18 protein-coding genes and 1 other RNA gene are annotated in these 20,986 nt (G+C 45.4%); 14 read left to right on the top strand and 5 right to left on the bottom strand.

Annotation, left to right across the window (positions count from 1 at the left end):
* Positions 1-44: 44 nt before the first annotated feature.
* Both alaS and ACR64J_RS04770 read right to left on the bottom strand, forming a co-directional pair.
* Complete coding sequence (gene alaS, locus ACR64J_RS04765) at positions 45-2,717, bottom strand: alanine--tRNA ligase (protein WP_435950733.1); 2,673 nt, start codon at positions 2,715-2,717, stop codon at positions 45-47.
* A 174-nt stretch (positions 2,718-2,891) separates the two neighbouring features.
* Positions 2,892-4,721, bottom strand: coding sequence for a DUF389 domain-containing protein (locus ACR64J_RS04770; protein WP_435950734.1), 1,830 nt, complete (start codon positions 4,719-4,721; stop codon positions 2,892-2,894).
* A gap of 286 nt (positions 4,722-5,007) precedes the next feature.
* On the opposite strand from ACR64J_RS04770, the gene ACR64J_RS04775 reads away from it, so the two are divergent.
* Positions 5,008-5,229, top strand: coding sequence for a hypothetical protein (locus ACR64J_RS04775; RefSeq protein WP_317199760.1), 222 nt, complete (start codon positions 5,008-5,010; stop codon positions 5,227-5,229).
* Between the two features lie 67 nt (positions 5,230-5,296).
* Here ACR64J_RS04775 and ACR64J_RS04780 read toward each other — a convergent pair whose 3' ends face one another.
* Positions 5,297-6,703, bottom strand: a complete 1,407-nt coding sequence (locus tag ACR64J_RS04780; protein WP_435950735.1) for a L,D-transpeptidase family protein — start codon at positions 6,701-6,703, stop codon at positions 5,297-5,299.
* A 336-nt stretch (positions 6,704-7,039) separates the two neighbouring features.
* Between ACR64J_RS04780 and prmB the strand changes: the two genes are divergently transcribed.
* Both prmB and aroC read left to right on the top strand, forming a co-directional pair.
* Positions 7,040-8,173: a 50S ribosomal protein L3 N(5)-glutamine methyltransferase gene (prmB, locus tag ACR64J_RS04785; protein ID WP_435950736.1), complete on the top strand. Its 1,134-nt coding sequence runs from the start codon at positions 7,040-7,042 to the stop codon at positions 8,171-8,173.
* Between the two features lie 78 nt (positions 8,174-8,251).
* Positions 8,252-9,355 carry a chorismate synthase gene (gene aroC, locus ACR64J_RS04790; protein WP_435950737.1) on the top strand — a complete coding sequence of 368 codons (1,104 nt, stop codon included), beginning with the start codon at positions 8,252-8,254 and terminating at the stop codon, positions 9,353-9,355.
* A 131-nt stretch (positions 9,356-9,486) separates the two neighbouring features.
* Here aroC and creC read toward each other — a convergent pair whose 3' ends face one another.
* On the bottom strand, positions 9,487-11,214 hold the full coding sequence (gene creC, locus ACR64J_RS04795) for a two-component system sensor histidine kinase CreC (RefSeq protein ID WP_435950738.1): 1,728 nt from the start codon (positions 11,212-11,214) through the stop codon (positions 9,487-9,489).
* Entirely contained in the window at positions 11,214-11,993 is a 780-nt protein-coding gene (locus ACR64J_RS04800) for a response regulator (protein ID WP_435950739.1), read from the bottom strand. Before ACR64J_RS04800 ends, creC begins: the two co-directional genes overlap by 1 nt.
* A 277-nt stretch (positions 11,994-12,270) precedes the next feature.
* On the opposite strand from ACR64J_RS04800, the gene ACR64J_RS04805 reads away from it, so the two are divergent.
* The 11 genes from ACR64J_RS04805 to ACR64J_RS04855 all read left to right on the top strand — a co-directional run bounded on the left by ACR64J_RS04805 (position 12,271) and on the right by ACR64J_RS04855 (position 20,733).
* On the top strand, positions 12,271-12,942 hold the full coding sequence (locus ACR64J_RS04805; RefSeq protein ID WP_435950740.1) for an alpha/beta hydrolase: 672 nt from the start codon (positions 12,271-12,273) through the stop codon (positions 12,940-12,942).
* A 172-nt stretch (positions 12,943-13,114) separates the two neighbouring features.
* The gene (locus tag ACR64J_RS04810) at positions 13,115-13,561 is read left to right on the top strand and encodes a hypothetical protein (RefSeq protein ID WP_435950741.1); all 447 of its coding nucleotides are present in this window, start codon (positions 13,115-13,117) and stop codon (positions 13,559-13,561) included.
* Between the two features lie 104 nt (positions 13,562-13,665).
* Positions 13,666-14,044: a transfer-messenger RNA gene (ssrA, locus tag ACR64J_RS04815) on the top strand.
* Between the two features lie 173 nt (positions 14,045-14,217).
* On the top strand, positions 14,218-15,459 hold the full coding sequence (locus tag ACR64J_RS04820) for a tyrosine-type recombinase/integrase (protein ID WP_435950742.1): 1,242 nt from the start codon (positions 14,218-14,220) through the stop codon (positions 15,457-15,459).
* A 118-nt stretch (positions 15,460-15,577) separates the two neighbouring features.
* Positions 15,578-16,390: a hypothetical protein gene (locus ACR64J_RS04825; protein ID WP_435950743.1), complete on the top strand. Its 813-nt coding sequence runs from the start codon at positions 15,578-15,580 to the stop codon at positions 16,388-16,390.
* Positions 16,391-16,585: 195 nt separating this feature from the next.
* Complete coding sequence (locus tag ACR64J_RS04830; protein WP_435950744.1) at positions 16,586-16,882, top strand: helix-turn-helix transcriptional regulator; 297 nt, start codon at positions 16,586-16,588, stop codon at positions 16,880-16,882.
* A 3-nt stretch (positions 16,883-16,885) separates the two neighbouring features.
* A complete protein-coding gene (locus tag ACR64J_RS04835; RefSeq protein WP_435950745.1) occupies positions 16,886-17,140 on the top strand; it encodes a helix-turn-helix domain-containing protein in 255 nt (84 codons plus the stop codon).
* Entirely contained in the window at positions 17,137-17,415 is a 279-nt protein-coding gene (locus ACR64J_RS04840) for a hypothetical protein (protein ID WP_435950746.1), read from the top strand. The genes ACR64J_RS04835 and ACR64J_RS04840 overlap by 4 nt, the downstream gene beginning before the upstream one ends.
* Positions 17,405-17,920, top strand: a complete 516-nt coding sequence (locus ACR64J_RS04845; protein ID WP_435950747.1) for a hypothetical protein — start codon at positions 17,405-17,407, stop codon at positions 17,918-17,920. Before ACR64J_RS04840 ends, ACR64J_RS04845 begins: the two co-directional genes overlap by 11 nt.
* Positions 17,913-18,497, top strand: a complete 585-nt coding sequence (locus ACR64J_RS04850) for a hypothetical protein (protein ID WP_435950748.1) — start codon at positions 17,913-17,915, stop codon at positions 18,495-18,497. Before ACR64J_RS04845 ends, ACR64J_RS04850 begins: the two co-directional genes overlap by 8 nt.
* A 106-nt stretch (positions 18,498-18,603) precedes the next feature.
* Positions 18,604-20,733, top strand: a complete 2,130-nt coding sequence (locus tag ACR64J_RS04855) for a DUF3987 domain-containing protein (RefSeq protein WP_435950749.1) — start codon at positions 18,604-18,606, stop codon at positions 20,731-20,733.
* Positions 20,734-20,986: the final 253 nt, after the last annotated feature.

The following is a 20,986-nucleotide window of genomic DNA, read 5'->3' on the forward strand; positions in this document are numbered from 1 at the left end:
TCGCGTTGATATTCGCTATTTATGATGTCAATCAAATTATAGGATCAGTCAAGCTGCGTGCCAATCCAAGTCGGTAGCGCTTTGATCACCGCTGCACTGTTACTAGACTTAGGTGCGCCGCCTTGCGCGTAATCAGGTTTACCGCCGCCTTTACCACCAAGCTCGCCAGCTAGGTGACGAATGATATCGCCCGCCTTGATACGCGAGGTCATAGATTTTGCGACACTTGCTGCTAGCGCCAACTGTCCGTCTTTATCACCAACAAGGACAATGATGCTATCAGGTAGTTTGGATTTGACATCGTCCATAAGGGTGCGAATAGATTTGCCATCGATACCGCTTAAGGTGCTCACCAACACTTGGGTGTCATTAATGGTTTGCACTGCATCCAATAAACTTGCCGCTTGTGCGCTAGCCATTTTTTGCTCTAAGCGCTCAAGCTGCTTTTCAAGCTCGCGTTGACGGCTTGCCATAGTTTTGACGCGCGCGATTACCTCAGGGCGTTTGGCTTTGAGCTGGCTTGCAAGCTCGCCTAATTGCTGATCGTTTTGCTGCACATACTTGATAGCATTCATACCTGTGAGTGCCTCAACGCGGCGGATACCTGCAGCGATACCAGACTCGCTAATGATCTTAAGTAGACCGATATCCCCTGTACGCTGCACATGCAAGCCGCCGCACAGCTCGATAGAGAACGGCTGGCGTGTGCCATCATTGATAGTCTCTGTACCCATGGTCAGTACGCGTACCGTATCACCATACTTTTCACCAAACAAGGCAACCGCGCCTTTATCCATCGCATCATCAATAGACATATTCTCAATTAAAGCGGGCGTATTTGCCTGAATTTGCTCATTGACTAAGCGCTCGATACGAGTGATCTCAGCCGCGCTCACAGGCTTATCATAGGCAAAGTCAAAACGCAGTACCTCGCTTGATACCAGCGAGCCTTTTTGACTAACAGTATCGCCTAAAACTTCACGCAATGCGGCATGGAGCAGGTGAGTGGCAGAATGGTTTTTGGCGCTAGCGGCGCGAATGCTAGAGAGGACTTGCGCCTCGGCGGATTGCTGCACGTTAATAGTGCCCATCGTCACGACGCCATAATGGATAATGGCCTGACCTGACTTTTTGGTGTTTTGTACTTCAAAGACCCCAGACTGCGTTGAGATCTCACCAAGCTCGCCAACCTGACCACCACCTTCGGCGTAAAACGGCGTACGATCGAGCACGGCAACCCCTTCCATACCCTCAGATAGGCTGTCTACTAACGCGCCGTCTTGGTATAGCGCCAAAACAGAGACGTTGTCATCAGTGAGCTGCTCGTAACCAATAAACTCAGTTGGCGTGTCCACTTGAATGACACTACTATAATCGACATCAAACTTACCTGCATCACGCGCGCGTTCGCGCTGCGCTTGCATGTGCTCATCGAACTCTTCTTCGTTGATAGCGATACCACGCTCACGAGTGATATCGGCGGTCAAATCTAGCGGGAAACCATAAGTATCATACAATTTAAAGGCCGCTTCTCCTGAGAGCACATCGCCATCTTGTAAGTCTTCGAGCTCGCTGGCAAGTAAGCGTAGCCCTTGCGCTAAAGTTTTGGCAAATTGTGCTTCTTCTTTTTGAATAGCCTCTTCAATCACGCTTTGTCTTTGAGTGAGCTCAGGGTAGGCTGCGCCCATTTCGCGGGCTAAAGGGGCAACCATCTTATAAAAGAATTCACTATCAGCGCCAAGCTTATTACCATGGCGCACAGCGCGGCGAATGATACGGCGCAGTACATAACCGCGGCCTTCATTGCTTGGCATGACGCCATCAGCGATTAAAAAGGCAACCGCGCGAATATGATCGGCGATGACTTTAAGTGAGGACTGCTGCTCGTTTTGAATATCTAAAATATCAGCCGCCGCGTCCATCAAATGAGTAAACAGGTCTATCTCATAGTTACCGTGTACGCCTTGCATAATAGCGCTGATACGCTCAAGTCCCATGCCCGTATCGACACTTGGCGCAGGTAACGGCAACATCGTACCGTCCTTTTGGCGATTAAACTGCATAAAGACGCAGTTCCAAATCTCGATATAACGGTCGCCATCTTCTTCAGGAGTACCAGGCAGACCACCTTCTATATCTGCGCCATGATCATAGAACACTTCGGTACAAGGGCCACAGGGACCGGTGTCACCCATCGTCCAAAAGTTATCAGAGGCATAGGGCGCACCTTTATTATCGCCAATACGTATGATGCGATCGGCAGGCAGGCCAATATCTTTATGCCAAATATCAAAGGCTTCGTCGTCGGTCTCATAGATAGTCACATACAGACGGTCTTTATCGATTGCAAGCCACTCGCTTGAGGTCAAAAACTCCCAAATATAAGCGATACCGGCTTGTTTAAAGTAATCACCAAAAGAGAAATTACCGAGCATCTCAAAGAACGTATGGTGACGGGCGGTATAACCGACATTGTCCAAATCATTGTGTTTGCCGCCTGCGCGTACGCATTTTTGTGAGGTCACTGCGCGCGTGTAGTCGCGAGTCTCCATCCCCAAAAATGTCTCTTTAAACTGATTCATCCCTGCATTAGTAAACAATAAAGTGGGATCATTGTGCGGTATGAGGCTTGAAGATGAGACAGAAACGTGCTGCTTACTGACAAAGAAATCTATAAAGGCTTTACGAATATCGGCTGTTTGAGAGGGCTGGCTCACAGCGGCTCCTTAATAAGGATAAAGTGGTAGAAAATAAGTTAAGCGATTTTAGCACATACACCAAAGCTCTTGGTAATCGATGTATATACTTGTCTTGCATTCATTTTGCGTTTAGGTCATATGGATTAAATGATCCTTGATGACTTAAAACTATTTGAAAAGCTCTAAGATAGGCTAATTGGTCAAAATCGCTGCATCGGTTTCATCAAGCTTATCTGTGATAAGTGGATTGGACTCGATAACTTGCACAGGCAAATAACGCAATTGCAGTTTGATCGGTAGATAACCTGGAAAATTGTCTGCCATATCTTGCGTGATGATAGCCTCGATCTGATTGACATCATAAGAGCTTGGAGTCGTCTCACCGCGTACGACAGCGCGTACGATTTGATTGCCGTTACTCTTAGTAAACTGAGTATTAGTCAGCACGTTACCTTTTTCAATAAAGTGCTCATTGATGGTCTTTTTGACATTACTCTCAAATACTTGCTGTTTGGCATTGGTCTGCAAATTAATCGTCAGATAAGTGCCCAAAACACCAAGCAATAAAAGCGCCACCGCGTTACGGCGCAAAAATGTCAGATAGGTACTGGTCTGATAATCGCCATCAACCAAACGGCGAAAGCCTAGTATCCACAGCACCATCGCGTTGGTAAATTGAATAGCAATAATGTTGGTCAGTGCCAAGAGCGCCGCGCCAAACCCCAAGGTCAGCTCGCCATTGGCAAATAAGATACCACTAGCGGCTAAGGGCGGCACCAATGCTGTAGCTACCGCGACCCCGACGACAGCGACTGATAAATGCGGTGATACCATAGCGTAAGCGCCAGCGGTGCCCCCAGCTAGCGCAATCATTAGGTCCATTGATGTGGGCTGAGTACGCGATAGTATCTCTGCGGTCAAAGGTTGATTGTTATGCAGCAGCCCGATGATAAAGCCGACAAATATAACAATAAAGACGCCAGCTGCAACGGTAAACAAGGACTTACGCAGTAAAGGGATGCGATTGTCAATGACCGCAAGCGCTACCCCCGTAATAGGCCCTAACATCATAGCAACGAGCATAGCGCCGATGACGACGGCTGCTGAATTGGTGACCAAACCATAACTTGCGATAATGGCTGAGAGAATATTCATCACAAAATACATGCGGGTTGGGAGGGCATTGGCCTCAATCTTGACGCGAACTTCTGGGTAGTCGACTTTTTGCTTACTAAATTGCTCAGCGACAAATTGTTTATAAGACTCAAGCTTGGCTTCTTTGACTTCTTTAACCTTTTCCTCTTCTTCGTGTATTTCATCATGACTTTTATCTTGCTCGTCTATCTCATTTGCTATTTGTGCAGCGTCTTTTTTTTCTATCGTGTCTGAGTTAGAAGCTAGCTTATTTTCTATCAGCTTGTTTTCTATCAGTTTATTATCAGTGACAGCTTGTTCGTTTTGCTCTAACGATTGGAGATTCGATGTACTGGCAGGTAAGTCACCTTGTACGGCAACGTCTTGCCCATTAGCAGCATCACTAATCACAACGGTATCATCAGCGGTCGTAGGCTGCGTGCTTGGCGTGCTATCACTCTCAGCACTGATGATGATTTCTGCATTGTCGTCAGTAATTAGAAGAGAAGGATCAGCGCCGCTATCTGTTTTTTGATTTGCTAAATCTTCAGCTTCAGACATGACTTGGGTGTCTTGAGCTTCAGACTCAGGCGTCTCTAAAGTAGCAATCACCACATCAGGACTGACAGACTCTAACACTATGGTAGATTCTGGATTTTCGGCAGCCATTGTCTGAGTATTATCTGTCTCTAAATCGCCATTCTCAGAGTCTTGGCTATCGGCTTGACTGACCGTTTCATCAGATTCGTCATAATTAAAATCTACACGGGTGCGATCTAAGTTTTCGATATGATCGATCAGAGGCTCTGAGGACACTTTGCCCGTTTTGGCAGGACTCTCAATAAGGGTGTCTGAATTTTCTGGCGCGGCATCATCGGATGAGGTCATAGTAGCAAGCTTCGTTAGAAAAAAAAGAGAGCCACTATTGTAATGATAAATGAATAAAAGAGGAGTGTTTTTTGCAGATAGATAAAGAGTGAATTTGTAAATCAAAACAGCTTTTGGATAAAAAAACACGCGTTTATTGATTGGTAGATAACTCCCTAATATTAACAGGGTTATCAGCTTAAGTCACTTAGTATTACTGGCTCAAAGGTCTATATTAAATACTTACTATTAGTGTGGTTTTGAGGTATAAAGTAGGTATACCCACAACTAATATAAGGATTAGATAATGAACTGGCCATTATTCTCCGTCGTTTTTACCATAGCATTAACGGTCGTCATAGGCGTACTTATGATTGCAGCCTTAGTGACTGGATTTAACCAGATTGTTCATATACAAATCGTTATTGCGATCGGGTTTATGTTGTGTCTGCCTATCAGCTGGTATTTCAGCAGAAAGCTTGGCAGCATTACAGGCAATGAAGAAGGCTATGGCGCTATCAATGAATAGTATGTAAAGTGTTGTCGCAAAAAAAAGACCTTTGATTAAAGGTCTTTTTATTTTTATAACGTTTTTATTACTGAAGTTCAACCGTGGCGCCGTTTTCGATATTGGCGTAGACCTCTAATACATCCCAGTTGGTCAAGCGTACACAACCTGCCGAGGCTTGACGGCTAATGCCTTCAGGCTTAGGTGAACCATGGATACCATAAGAGGGTTTTGACAGTCCCATCCATACTACGCCGACGGGATTGTTCGGGCCTGGTGGTATCATATGAACTTGCTTGTCACTGCCTTCGCCGACTGTTGCTTTGTACCACGGCATTTTGACTCTATTAATAATCTTAAACGTGCCTTGTGGTGAAGGTGTGCTACTACTACCAACCGTAGTGGGATAAGTTGCGACCAGCTTGTCGCCATTATAGGCGTAAAGGGTTTGATCGGCTTTGTTAGCGACTACGCGGTTGATACGCTGTTTAAGTGGCGCGCGTGTGTTGAGGACTGTGATGGTCTCGCCTGCGCGGTAATCTTTGTTTTTATTGAGCTTGTCAAGGTAGCGCACGTCCATATGAAAGCGCTCACCTAACATCTCTTTGATATCCTGATAGTACAGACCTTTCATTTTTGATTTGGCTGGATAGCCTGAAGGGGTTGTCGCAAAGTTGGTTTTGATATCGTCTTCGGTCAGCGTATAAGTGACCAGTACGGGCTTATTGGCTGGGATATTCTTGACTAGCGCATCCCAAGTTTTTTGATCCATTTTTCCCGTCGTTGGCAAGCCTTTCATCGCCTGAAAATTGGTCAAAGCTTTTTTACTGTTCATACCCCAGCCGCCATCGATAGGACCAGGTGAGGCGTGGTTCCAATCTAACAAGGCTTGGATTTTGATGGTCATTGCTGAGTTGACATTCATGCTAGGCGACCAGGTAGCGTTATTGACCTGTTTGGCATAGTTTGAGAGGTTCAGCGTAGTATGTATTTTGCCATCAACATCTTCGATACTCTTGATCGTGGTATCGGTATTAGCCGCTTGCAACTGCTCTGTGCGCGGTATCTCAAACGCAGGCGCGTCAAAAGGCTCACTACCTTGACTGGGCGCGGCAATAGCTTGACCTTCACTAATCTCATCTGTGCGATCAGACTGCTCGTCTTTACGGGTCAATTCCTGGGCGCTCATGTTATCAGCAGCAATGTTATTTGATGCCGCATTGTTGTTCGCAGCTTGAGCGTTTCTAGGTTGAGTCGCCGCCTGAGTACGCTTGGAGTCAATAAGTTGACTCATACGATCGGTCGCATTGTTGTTTTTAGCTATTGAGCGATTGCGGTTTTCTTCGACATCAAGGCTCGCTAGAACAGCGATATCTGGCAATTGCTCTGCAGTACCTACGGGCAGGGTGCGCGTATTATCATTGGGCGCAGCAAAAGTGCTTGCGCTAAGCATAGCAAGTGCTACAGAGGCGATAAGAGGGTTTAATTTCATCATGTTTATTCACTTGTGATGGTTACTAATGGGGCTATTATGCGCATATTTAGGGCGCTTCGCAAACTTTTGACACACATTTTTGTGCCTCTTATCCGCTTTGTGTCAACTGATGACGCATTCACTACAATACAGAGATAATTGAGTCAGGCTACAGGTTTTTTAGCAAGGAAGCTGATACGAAGCTTGCGCTAGGAGTAAGACTACAAGCCGATACTAACAGCAATTGGCGCAATCTGGCGTTTGCGTCTATAATGCGTATTTGACTTGAGCTAAAATTATGCCAAAGGCTTGAGCGATTATTACTTTTGATAACGAATTTTAATCATTAGGGGCAGTATGTCAGCAGATCAAATCATGAGCGCAGAGGACTTTCAGAATCTACATTTAGATGAAGACGCGATGCAAGACTCAGAGCATAATCAATTTGCTAATTTGCATAGTGAGCTTGAAGAGGCCCGTGCGCAGCTATTTAGTATTCGCGACTTTATTCGTTTTTCGGTGACACAACTGCGTAATTATGACGTTGTGGTCGCACAAGGTACTACCGATGAGTTCGCTGAAGCGGCGGCTATCGTTCTGCATTGTTTATCATTAGATTGGTCTGCTAATGAGCAGATTCTCGATTGCCGTTTGACTGCATCAGAGAAGCAAGCAGTGCTGAGCTTACTTGAGCAGCGTATTAGCGAGCGTAAACCGCTTAGCTACTTGATTAATTTGGCTTACTTTTGTAATTTGCCCTTTTATATCGATGAGCGCGTTTTGATTCCACGCTCACCGATTGCTGAGCTGATCCGTCAGCAGTTTTATCCTTACTTTGATGTGAATGAGCGCGCTGTGCCTTTGGGTCAAGCAGGCTTGGATAAAGCGGCGAGTTTTTATGATCATGGCCTTGACATGAAGCAGTTGTCGCAGCCTGAGCGTATATTAGATATGTGTACGGGTTCAGGCTGTATCGCTATCGCTATGGCGACTCGTTTCGTCGACGCTTTGGTCGATGCCGTCGATATTGACAAAGGCGCGCTTGAGGTCGCTATGGTCAATGTCGATCATCATGACTTAGGCCATCAGGTCAATGTGATAGAGTCGGATCTGTTTGCCAAGATACCCGCTGAGAACCAGTACGAGCTCATTGTCACCAATCCGCCCTATGTGGACGCTGCTATCATGGCAGATTTGCCGCCAGAGTTTTTGTATGAGCCTGAACACGCTTTGGCGGCTGGGCAAGATGGCTTAGATCTTGTGCATCATATCTTGTATCAAGCGGCAGATTATTTAAGCCCTGAAGGTCTGCTCATCTGTGAAGTGGGCGATAGCGAATGGGCATTGAACCAAGCGTATCCTGATATCCAGTTTGATTGGCTCAAGTTTGCGCTTGGCGGACACGGCGTGTTTGCTATCACTTATGATGAGCTTATCGCCAACCGTGCGCTATTTGCTAACTATGTACAAAGGCTAGATGGCGCTCAGTAGAGGCTATGTTTTGATTTTTAAAGAGAATAATTTGATGATGTAAGTGCTGATAGCAAGCACCAATGATTAAGGATAAGTATGGCAGGCAATAGTATCGGACAGCTGTTTTGTGTGACGACATGCGGTGAGTCGCACGGCGCAGGTCTTATGGCAATAGTAGATGGCGTGCCACCTGGTCTGGAGCTTAGCGAGTCAGATTTGCAAGTAGATTTGGATCGCCGCAAGCCAGGCACGTCCAAATACGCCACCCAGCGCCGTGAGTCGGATGAGGTCGAGATCATCTCAGGGGTATTTGAAGGCAAAACCACAGGCACCTCAATCGGTCTGTTAATTCGCAATACCAATCAAAAATCAAAAGACTATAGCGAGATCAAAGACACCTTTCGCCCAGGTCATGCCGACTATACGTATAGCATGAAATACGGCTTTCGAGATTATCGCGGTGGCGGGCGTTCCTCAGCGCGCGAAACAGCGATGCGCGTAGCCGCAGGCGCTATCGCTAAAAAGTATCTATACGATAAATTAGGCGTGCAAATTCACGGACACGTCACCCAAATCGGTAATGAGTACAGCCAAATCACCAACCCAAACGAGATCGACTGGGACTATGTCAATAGTAATCCGTTCTTTTGCGCAGATAAGGACGCGGTTGCTCGCTTTGAGACCTTGATTGATAGCCTGCGGCGCGCGGGCACCAGTAGCGGCGCAAAGCTTGAAATTATCGCCAGCGGCGTCCCTGTCGGTCTAGGTGAGCCGGTATTTGATCGCTTAGACGCTGATATTGCTCATGCTATGATGAGCATCAATGCAGTAAAAGGCGTTGAGATCGGTGATGGTATGGCAGTGGCAGGACAGTTTGGGCACACCTCTCGTGATGAACTCACGCCAGATGGTTTTACTGCCAATCATGCAGGCGGCATCTTGGGCGGTATCTCATCCGGTCAAAACATCAGCGTAAGTATCGCGCTCAAGCCGACGTCCAGTATCACAACGCCTGGCAAAAGTATCAACACTCAAGGCGAAGCGGTCGATATGCTAACCAAAGGTCGCCATGATCCGTGCGTTGGCGTGCGAGCGACGCCTATAGCTGAGGCTATGCTGGCCATTGTCTTGCTCGATCACTACCTGCGTAACCGTGGTCAAAACGGTGATGTCAAAGCGCCCGTTGAGTCCATTACTTAAAGCAGTATCTCTAGCTCTCTAGCACCGCCAAAAGCCATTTGCTTTCTCTTACTTCTGAGAAAACGAATGGCTTTTTTATGCGTATATCTTTAATCGTAGATAAGTAACACTCTTAAATGAGCAAAAACTATCTAAGGTTTTGCTAAAGGCAAAGTAATACTCACATTTACGCCGCTTACTTGCTGCTCGTTTACCTCAGTGATCGCATTATTTAGGCTAACGCTTCCACCATGATGTTCAACGACTTGCTTGACCAAAGTTAAGCCCAGCCCCGTGCCTTTTTTGGGAGCACTGTTAAAAGTATGATTTGTGCTTTCTTCACGGTTATCAGAGTGACTTTGGTTAGCATTTGTGGTCATCAAACGCTGATGCGATAGACTAAAGTAGCGATCAAAAGCTTTGGTAAGGGCGTAATCAGGAATAGCTTTGCCGTCGTTAAAGATATCGATAGTCACCACCTCTTTGTTAATCGAAGTATGAATCGTTATGGTGACAACAGACTCAGCAAAATGAATGGCGTTGTCTAATAGATTTTGCAAAGATTGCACCAGCCAAAACCGATCGGCATATACGTTCGTTTGTGCAAGCATATCAGCAGATAACTTTGTACCACCATCCAAATTCTTATCGTTTATATAAAGGTTAATAGCCGCTAATTGCTGCTGTTGCACCTTAACGGTGTTATCTTTCACTAGGCTTTGCAACATAGGAAGCAAGGCTATCGGTTGCCGGCTCAGCTTAAAGGTGGGTTGCTCGACTTTGGCTAGTAGCAGTAACCTATCAATCAGTAGCTGCATCTTGATACTTTGCTCACCGACGGTCTGAATAAGCATCTGCTTATCTTCGGCGTCAAGTCCGTCGTCTTCTAATAGCTCGCCGCTGGCACGAATAGCGGTCAATGGGCTTTTTAGCTCATGAGTCAAGGTATGGACATAGTCGCTGACATAGGCCTTGTTCTCTAAGCGATGCTTCATGGTTTCGATAGTATCGGTCAGGGTATTAAGCTCATGCCCTAGATAAAAATACGGCTTTTGCGTGTCCTCTGCCAGCGTCCCTGTGTATCTAGTGACCAGAGTAATGCTTTGTTTGAGCCACCATGCCACTAATCCTGCGAGCATAAGCGCGACGATACTAACCAGCAAAGCGGTAATGAGCATACGCTCACGAGTATTATCCAAATAGGGCAATACGCTAGCGACAGGCTTACCCACGCTGACCACGCCAATAGTTTGACCTATATCATCGGTTATGGGCTGCGCGACATACATGACAGAGCTATCACGCTTGCGGTTGTCGCGTACCGTACTTCTAACGCCGTACTGTCCGCGCAAGGTTAAGTAGATATCATTCCAGCGACTGTAGTCTTCGCCCTCAGCATTGTCAGGTGCGGGTAGCGAGTCATATATGACCCTGCCGTTATTGTCCGTGACATAAATACGAAAGCTGCTATAGGTTTTTTTATCGTAAGTCTTGCTGATATTACCGTCGATTGGCTGACCTACAAAAGCCTTGTCGAGATCAGCTTGATAAGCCTTATCGTATAGCGCTCCTGACTGTAGCGGCTCTTGCAAGCTTGCTGCCATAAGCTTACTGGTATCGAGCAGTGTGTCTTCGATGACTTGCTTAACAGTAGGTTTGACGTAGCTAAAGAGCTGCGTAAAGACGACAATGCCGCAGATAATAAGCACCAGTGCGACCGCCAACCAAATGCGAAAAAATATACTTAAATTAAGCGGACGCTTGGGATCTTCAATCTGTTGGTCAGTACCGATAGGATGCAATTTGGCATACCAATTGCTTTGGTTGGTTTTGGTATTTTTTGAGGGGGTATGATGTGACTTGTGCTTCAACTTAGACATTAGGCGGGACACAATCCATAACCAAGGCCGCGATGGGTATAGATGACATCGAGGCTCTCATCAACTTGCGCTAACTGCTTACGAATCGATTTGACATGGCTGTCTATCGTGCGTGCTAGGCGATGATCGGGATAATCACTGACCGCATTAAGTAGCTGCTCGCGACTAAAGACCTGATTGGGTGCTTGCAATAGAGTCAGAAGGATTTTGCGCTCAGTATTACTCAGCTCCAGCTTTTGCTCTTGCCACGTTAGTGAGTAATTGAGCGGCTGATAGTGCCAAATTCCTGACTGGCACTCAAAGCTCAAGGCCTGCTCTGATAAAGGATTGATTGCTAGGTTATCTGAGTTATCTGCTAGGTTCGCTTTTTGAGCCGTTTGTTCTAACAATAGCTGCTCACGTCGCCAAATGGATTTGAGCCGAGCGACTAATTCGCGCGGGCTAAAGGGCTTGGCACAATAATCATCGCCGCCCATCTCAAGGCCCAAAATACGATCGACCTCATCGCTGCGAGCGGTCAGAAATACGATAGGCGTATTCTTTAACTGTTTAATGTCAGGCGTATGGCGAATCTGCTGACACAGGCTGAGTCCATCGCCATCAGGCAAGCCGACATCTAAGATAATAGCGGATAAATCCTTTGCCGCATCGCTACGCAGCATCGGCAACACGCTGCTAGCGTTATCGAGCCAAGTTATTTGCCAGCCTTCGCGCTTGCAAGTTACCTTGAGCGACATGGCAATAGCGGGATCGTCTTCTACTAGTAAAATATGAGTCATAATATATATAGCGTCAGGTAATAGAGGAAGGATCATTAAGCTCAGTGTTGAAAAAAACAGATTGAGCATCATAAAGCAGGCAGCGGCAAAGGCTATAATGTCGCTAGATATATACCTTTATGATAAAACTATCCTAGCACGTAAGGTTTGTAAAATGATGCAAAACCTAAGCAAAGGGTATGAAAAATTGATGAATAATAACAACCCAAGGTATTTTACTAAAACGTATAAACTAGCCAGAATGCATAAACTTTACTTTTAATTTGAGGCAAATCCTATGAGCACTTATTTAGATGTCGTCACCGTAGAGCATAATCCGTCGCACAAACCTATAGACCGTGCGGTTATTTGGTTGCACGGTCTAGGCGCTAGTGGTCATGACTTTGAACCTGTGGTTCCGCAATTGGGTTTAAGTCAAGATATGGCAGTGCGCTTTATTTTCCCGCATGCGCCGCAGATTCCAGTAACTATTAATGGCGGTATGGTGATGCCTGCTTGGTATGACATTTTAGAGATGAGTCTAGATCGTAAAATTGATGTCACTCAAATTGAGTCCTCCTCTCAAAGCATCCGTGATCTAATCGCGCGTGAGATTGAGCGCGGTGTCAAACCTGAACATATCGTCATCGCAGGATTCTCGCAGGGCGGGGCAGTGGCTTATCATGTCGCACTCGGTCATCCTGAGCGTCTGGCAGGGCTGATGACGTTATCTACTTATCTTGCGACCAATGATATCCTTGACTATAGCGAAGCCAACAAAGATATTCCGATCTTGATTGAACATGGTACCCAAGACCCTGTCGTTCCCGTAATCTTGGGACAACAAGCGCAGCAGGTCTTAGCGGATAAAGGCTATAACGTGGATTGTCATACTTATCCAATGGCGCACCAAGTCTGTATGCCGCAGATTCAAAACATCGGTCAATGGTTAAATAAAGTACTAAGCTAAGCCGTCTAACATTAAAAGTTGAATGCTATTATTTCCAAAGCCAGTCGTTCGATACGACTGGCTTTTTTATAGGAATGAATTATCAATTATTCAGGCATTGCTGTATATTTATATTAATAGATATAGATTTTGATTCTACTACTCGCTATAAGAAGACATTTGGAGGTTTAAGGTGCAATCTACCTACTTAGCTTTTTATATTGCTGAGCACGGAAAGGCATTAGACAAGATCATTAGTGCTATAGATCGATCGCCTTATAGTCATTGTAAGCTTATTATTAATGAGCTTGGCAACCAGCATTATGACTGTATCAGCTCAAGTCACCGTGATGGCGGACTGCGGCGTAAGGTCATAGATATGACGAGCGGTCACTGGGAGTTAGTATCTGTGCCATGCGATATCGATTATGCCGTGCGTTGGTTCAATAAGCGCCAAAGGTTTAAATATGATTACTTAGCACTCATTAGAACCGTTGTTCCTGGGTTTTATAACCCTGAACATCGAGTATTTTGTTCTGAGGCTTGCGCTGATATGCTAGAGCTAGTAGATCCTGCTAGTTATGGACTTAGAAAACTGTATCGCTGGGCAAAAAATACAGCTGCGCTAGAGAACGAATAAACCCTGTCCATGCTATATACAGCATGAGCTGTAAAGTTGTGTAATACAGAACAGTTATAGGTTGAAGTAGAGCCTACAACTACTATATAATAGACAGTCTTCTTGGGGATGTTCTGGCTTCGACGCTGGTGATGAAACTCAATGATGCATGTCGAGAGTATATGTCCTCTCGTTAATCCAACATATATTGTTATAGTCGCAAACGACGAAACTTACGCTCTAGCAGCTTAAACCCAGTTTACTTGGTTTAAACCCTGCTTACTTGGTTGCTGATCACCTACAGTTGGTCAACTAAGTTGAAGCGTCCGCATGTAGGCTCGCCACAAGGGATTGTCTCAATCGCTTGGGTTCAAAAGTAGAGAATCGTCCAATCCATCCTGACTGTCGGATCGGTGCGGATTAAAGCCAAAGACAGAAACTAAACATGTAGATTCATGAGCGTAATGCTGGCGGACGCGGGTTCAACTCCCGCCATCTCCACCAAACATTGATAAAGGGCTGACCGTCATAGACCGTCATAGACCGTCAGCCCTTTATTTTGGGCGTTTTTTGGGTTTTGAGTATCATATAGGGGTATAGCGTCCTATATAGAATGTTGGTATTATTGTTGGTATTAGAGTTTATACACGCGCTCAATACCAACAAAGGATAGTCCAATGCCCTTAACTCATACCGTTATCAATAAGCTGCAGCCAAGCGATAAAGCTATCGAGAGCAAGCGACCTGACAAGCATAGTGACGGTAACGGGCTGCAACTATGGGTTAGATATACGGGCGTTAAGTCATGGATTAGCGCCTACCGCTGGCAAGGTAAGCAGCAAACCCTCACTATTGGTACTTACCCAGTAATGAGCCTACAAGATGCAAGGCAGCGCAATATTGAGGTTAAACGCCTAATAGCTGATGGTGTGAACCCTAAAGATCATAAAAAAGAGCAGCAAGCCAGCCAAAGCGGTTCTAATATTTTCGATAACATAGCTCAATCATGGTATGCAGAACGCAAAACCTACCTAGCACAAAGCACCTTTTCCCGTAACTATTCCGCCTATATGCGTGATGTAAAGCCCTCTATTGGTCATAAAGATATAAACGACATAACCGCGCCTGATATATTGGCTATTGGTAAAGCAGTAGAAGCGCGCGGGGCTAATGAAATGGCAAGGCGTACCATTAGAGAAGTAGGGCAGATATTCAAACATGCTATACGCAACGGATTAGCCACACACAACCCAGCCACCGACCTAGCCGAAGCGATCAAACCACACAAAACAACCAACCACCACCGCATTACTAGCCAGCAATTACCTAAGCTACTAAAAGACATTGATGCTTATGGTGGTGATGTACTGGTGAAGCTAGGCTTATGGTTTTTATGCTATACGTTTGTACGCACTAATGAGATCCGCTTCATGGAATGGCAAGATATAGATTTTAAGCGTGGCTTATGGACGATACCAGCTGACAAAATGAAAGCAGGGCGCTTGCATATCGTGCCATTAGCACCGCAAGCCATAGCGATATTAAAGCAGATCAAGGCGCTAGGCTTTTCGGATCAGTACGTTTTCTTTAATACCTCAACACGCAAGCCGTACAGTCAAAGCGCGTTTATCAATGCCTTATGGAATATGGGTTATAAGGGCAAGATGACGGGGCACGGCTTTAGGGGGTTAGCCAGTACCACGCTACACGAACAAGAATACATGCACGAAGCTATAGAGCTGCAATTGGCACACGATAGAGAAAACAAGATAAGTGCAGCCTATAACGGGGCGCAGCACTTGCCATATAGAATTAATATGATGAACGAATGGGCAAACTTCATTGATGATGCTTATGCTGGCAAGTTAGATAACGTGATCCGTGCAGACTTCAAACAACACAAACAAAAGCTAGGCTAAGGCTTAGCACCAACTATGCAAGGCTAGGACTAATTACCCGAAAGCCAGCCGTTCACACACCTTTAGGCTGGCACTGCCTTGCACCTACTTTGATTTAAGGGTGTGTAAAGGTGTGAATATGAGTAAGGATGATGTTTTTGGTAGTTTTGCAGATGAGTTTATGAATGCTTTATCTGATGCAGATTTATATAAACTTATGGATGTTATAAGCGTTGAGGATGCAGCAGCATTAATTGCTGGTGTCAGCCCAAATAGTGTTTATCACGATTACTATGCTGGTGAGGGATATATAGCAATACGCACCAATCAAGGTGACCCATATAACGCACAAGAGGTTTTTTCGATTAGCTTAAAAACGCTAGGACACGCCATAAAATCAGGTAAATTAAATGCTCATATAGTTATTACGCCAAACGTTGAAAGCCTTACTCAGGATTGCTTAAATAAAGACTGGATAGCTATATCAGATATTGATACAGCTAAAACCACTATAGATAGAGATGATTTAAGAGAATGGCTATCAGATAGAGGCGTTTTTCCGCATTTATTATTTCCAAACGGCAAAAAAGACGACTACATGAACCAAAAACACCCAAATTATTCTGCTAAGTTGGCTCTATGTGTTAGAGCATGGGAGGAAGCACAAACCGCCAATCTTAACGGTAAAAGAGTGAAAGGGTTTATAGAAGACTGGATGAAAGATAACGCCAAAGCCTTTGGTGTGACTAATACAGGTGACAAGTTTTTCAAAGACCTTGCTGCTATTCCGAACTGGGACGTTACAGGTGGTAGAGCTAAAGCCAAACCTACCCCCCTAAAAGTAAGTAAAAGCGCAGATAAAAACCTAGCTACTGAGATACAAAAAAAACTTACTGTTAATTTACCTAATGAACTGCCTAAAACAGATATAGATCCTGATATACCTTTTTAATACCCCCTATATTTTCAACCCTCTATTTTATTGACTTAGGGAGTAAGAACACTTGTTTTTCGTGATAAAAAATATTTTTTAGGGAGGTAGCAATAGCGTTACCTTTCCGTCTATTCTACCCCTCTATATCTTCCTAAACTATCCATATCGCAGCACACCGCAGCGGTGTAAATCATACGATATGGAGTAGTTAAAATGACACAGCAACAAGCCACCCAAAACACCCCAGTTATTCCCTTTACTGGTGACACCTCGAGCGACACCGAACCAACCACCGCAAACAGTCCAGCTATGCAACTGCCTACTACAGGCATGGGCAGAGCTAAGGATATTTTGCCGTTCCTACCCTTTAGCAAAACCACCTTGTTTGAATGGTCAAAAGATGGACGTTTCCCAGCTGGCAAGAAGCTAAGCCCTACCATGACTGCATGGAGCTATGCAGAGGTTCACGAATGGCTTAACTCTCACACCTCAACCACTAGCGAGGTGTAAACCATGAGCACACGGCAACCCAAACAAAGCTATAAGCAGATTATCCATAATCACATGCTGGCAGGTCACAGCCTATCTACTTATGAAGCCTTTGATCTATGGCAAATCACATGCTTTTTACAGCGGATCAGTGAGCTAAGAGCGCAAGGCGTGGCTATTCAAGATAAGACAGTCAAACGCAATGGTAAGACGTTCAAAATTTACTGGATAGACACGCCAGCCGATACCGACAACAACGCTACAGGGGTGCAATCATGAGCCAATCAAACGACATATTAGAACCGCGCCTAGTGGCAGTAGATAGCTATTATCTATCTGTCATTAATGACCGCATACAAGACCTATCAAACGATGCTGAGAGCCTAGCAATGGCGCTTAGTGCGATTAATACCGATGATGACGCAAGTCGTGGCGTGATAGTGGCAGTTAAAAGCGCCTTACTTGCTAATAGTGAGCTGGCAAGTATCGTTAGTGAAATGTTAGACGGGCTTATTATATTGCCCACTGTGGAGGTAACAAGCCATGAGTGCTAACCATACCAAAACCAATCTAAAAGCCCGTGACGGAGCACACAGTGGCACACAGACAGGCAAACGAGGCTTACTACTGAGATTTATCATCTTTATGGGATGGGTGATAGGTATTGGCTTGCTACTGTCATTGGTAGCTTGCCAGCAAGTACAAGCAAAACCGATTGCAACCGATGATAACAGCGGTTATCATAACCCCACTACTAAACTAATAGCGGTTAAGCCAAGCCGTCATTCATTGGCTATTTTTGTGCCTAAAACTTGCCTGACTACTAATCAGCAAGCTACTACAGGCATGAATAAAAATACGTCTGTCTTTATACAGGCACGTCATATATCTAGCGCCGTCACTGGTGCAAACATCTATGACGGGTTGATAGAGCCTAATACAAAAGCCTTTACGGTAAATAAGCTCAACCGTCTATTAGCGGTAGTTAAGACCCGTCACCCTATTTTTATGGGTGACAACAAACTAACTAATCTAATAGGAGGGCATAATCATGCCTAAATCAATCCGTACGACCTCAAACACCCAAACTGCTACTAACACCACACCAGCCACATTCAAGGCAGGTGACAGCGTGCTATGCCCGTCTGTGGGCAGTGGTACTTACACCCTAGTCAACAAGTCAAAAGACTGCCTAGCTATCAATATTGGCAATGTTGAATGCTTATATCGCGCTGATGGTAGGGCTTATCATGATGACTGCTACGCACTGCCCCAGTTATTCCACAACACGCCAGCCAACCGCCAAGCGATAGCCACGCTATACAATGGCAGCCAATCAAGCCAGCGTAAAGTTATCGACACCACCGAAGCAGACGATAAAGAGGCGGTTTTATTATCAGCTTTTGATCTAAGAGATATTGCTTGTGACATTAACGGGGCTGCTACTGCCTTATATGATGTTGGTCAATTACTGGCACTCATTCACTATGGCAAGATAGAAACGCACACAGTCCCAGCAATGGCACGCCTTGCACATGATGCTACCGACACATGGGCAAGCCTACTATATGAAAAATTAGAGCGTATCAACGACACCCTAGCAATGACAGGTTACGGCAAGGAGGGCAGCCAATGAAACGCTACCCACCAAAGCAAAGCCGTAAGTATGCCAAGCGCAAAAGCTACTACAAGAAGTACAGAGCCACGCGCCAGCCTAAACAGTCACAAGCAAGGGGGACTAGATGACCACCACACCACAAACCACCGCCCATGAAAAAGCCCGTGCATTTAGCACAGGCTTTACGGAATTGCTGAATAGTTTTGATGCAGCCACACGGCAAGGGCTGGCAGATGACAATATATTGCTTAATCTTTATAACCTATGTGAGCAGTTAGGCATACAAGACAGGCTATTGCACCTTGATAGCGATATTACCATAATGACAGGCAATGATAAAAGCGATATAGCGCCCACAGAGGGCACGATAGGGCTAGTATTGAGTAATAACCAAGATGAACCCGTAACCCTTGCCAGTGTCACGCCTAACAGCAATCATAAACCGTTAATCATTGACCGTATGCAGCCGTCTGCCTTAATCATTGGCACGTTAGACAGTGTTAATGAGCTTATAGCGATTGATGACCCACTGGAGGACGTGGTAAAGCTGTCTTACTACCTCATAGCCGATAATGTCACGCTACTGGTAAGCCTTGATAAGCTGCTATTCAATAGCATGGTTAGTCATTTTGCCGAAGCCTACCCCGTGACTATCTTTACTACCTTAGATCAAAAAGACAAAGCGTGTCAGCCGTTTAAAGGTGCAAACGTCAAAGGGGTTATTACTGGCGCTAGAACTCTCTTAGAGCATTTAGAATATGGCGAGCTAAGCTATAGAGATATATTAGCCCTCGATGATACAACCATACTCGATTTACAAGCTGAGATATGGGGCGAGCCTGAACCCTTAGCCAATGATCCAAGCAAGCCGACACCATACCCTATAAATGCGTTTACAGGACTGCTAAGACGGGTTATTGAGTTAGTGGCATATTATGCACAAGTACCGCTTGCTATGGCAGGGCAATGCGTTTTAGGCGCACTGGCACACATGGGGCAACGCTTCATTGATGCACCAATGGGGCACGGTCACATGCCAGCCAGTCTTATTCTAATCACAGAGGGCGAAAGCGGTAGCGGCAAAACGCAAGCAATGGGCTTAACTCACTTTAAGATCAAAGAGTATGAGCGCCAGCAATACGGCAACTACCTAGACGATCTAGCAGCATGGGACAGTGAAAAAGCAGGGTTAAAGAGTAAAGAGTTAGCCCAATTCTTAGAGGATAATCCAAGACCGCAAAACCCTAAGAACTTGTTTGATGATGCAACGATAGAGCCGATACTAGATAGATTTATCAGTGGTGAGATGAATAACGCATCATGGACAACAGACGAGGCAGGGCAGTTTTTTAACGGTCATACAATGAAAGGTGATACCGCTGGCAGCGCCTTATCTGCTATTACCAAGCTATATAGCGATGGTGAGGTGTCCCGTTTACGCTCGCAAAAGTCTGCCTATGCCACACCGCAAACCGATGCCCATAACGTACGCATGACGCTACTGCTACAAGGTCAACGGGTAGTATTAGAGCAAGCATTAACTGATCCTTTGATGAATGGGCAAGGCTTTTTAGCCCGTGCCTTGATTGCTTGCCCTGAGGACTTGCGCGGTCATCGAGTATGGGACGATGAAAAGCGCAGGAATGACAGCCCGTATGATAATCCTGATTTAATCGCCTACTGGTCACGCTGTCAGAGCTTACTTGACCCATTGCCAGCCCATCTACCAAACGACAGCACAGGCACACCACAGCGCATCAAAATGCAATGGGCAGAGGGTGCAGAGCAGACCTTTTATAAGCACATGCAGGCGATAGAGAACCGCCAAGCACAAGGGCAGGCATTAGAGTATCTAAAGGCGTATGCTTCACGTATGGCAGAGAATGCGAGCCGTATAGCGTCATTAATGGCGTTCTTTGAGGGGCGCAAGGAGATCACTACTGATGATATTAAACGGGCGTTTATGTTGGTGGAGTATTCCACCAGCGAACGCCTACGCTATCTTGATGCAACACCCACAGGTGAGCAGAACGACAGTGAGAAGTTAAGCAGCTGGCTAGTGGATAAAGTGAGGGGTAAGAAGCCACCGATATTGAATAAGTCGTTTGTATCACAGAATGCACCTAATGCCCTAAGAGGTAAGAAACTTAATAGCTTACTTGATGATTTAGAAAGCATGGGGCACGTTCGCTTAGAAAGTGAGGGGCGCAGGCGTTTAGTTTTAATCAATCCAAAGCTAATTACTGATGAATAGCTAACCTTAGCTATAACTTAGCTACCCTAAAAAGCTGCTAAACTTGCTAAACTTCATCTAGCCCTTGCCAGTCAAGGGCTTAACTTTAGGTAGTGCGCTGCTAAGCATTGCTAAACTTGCTAAACTTTAGCTAAGAATGGCTAACTTTAGCGGAACTTTAGCAACTTTAGCAGCACCTTAGCAGGTGCAATCTAAGCTACAGGCTATAGCTGATAAGGCTTAGCGGAACTTTAGCAACTTTAGCGACTTTTTA

This window comes from Psychrobacter sp. DM8, from assembly GCF_051307025.1.
GTDB lineage: Bacteria > Pseudomonadota > Gammaproteobacteria > Pseudomonadales > Moraxellaceae > Psychrobacter.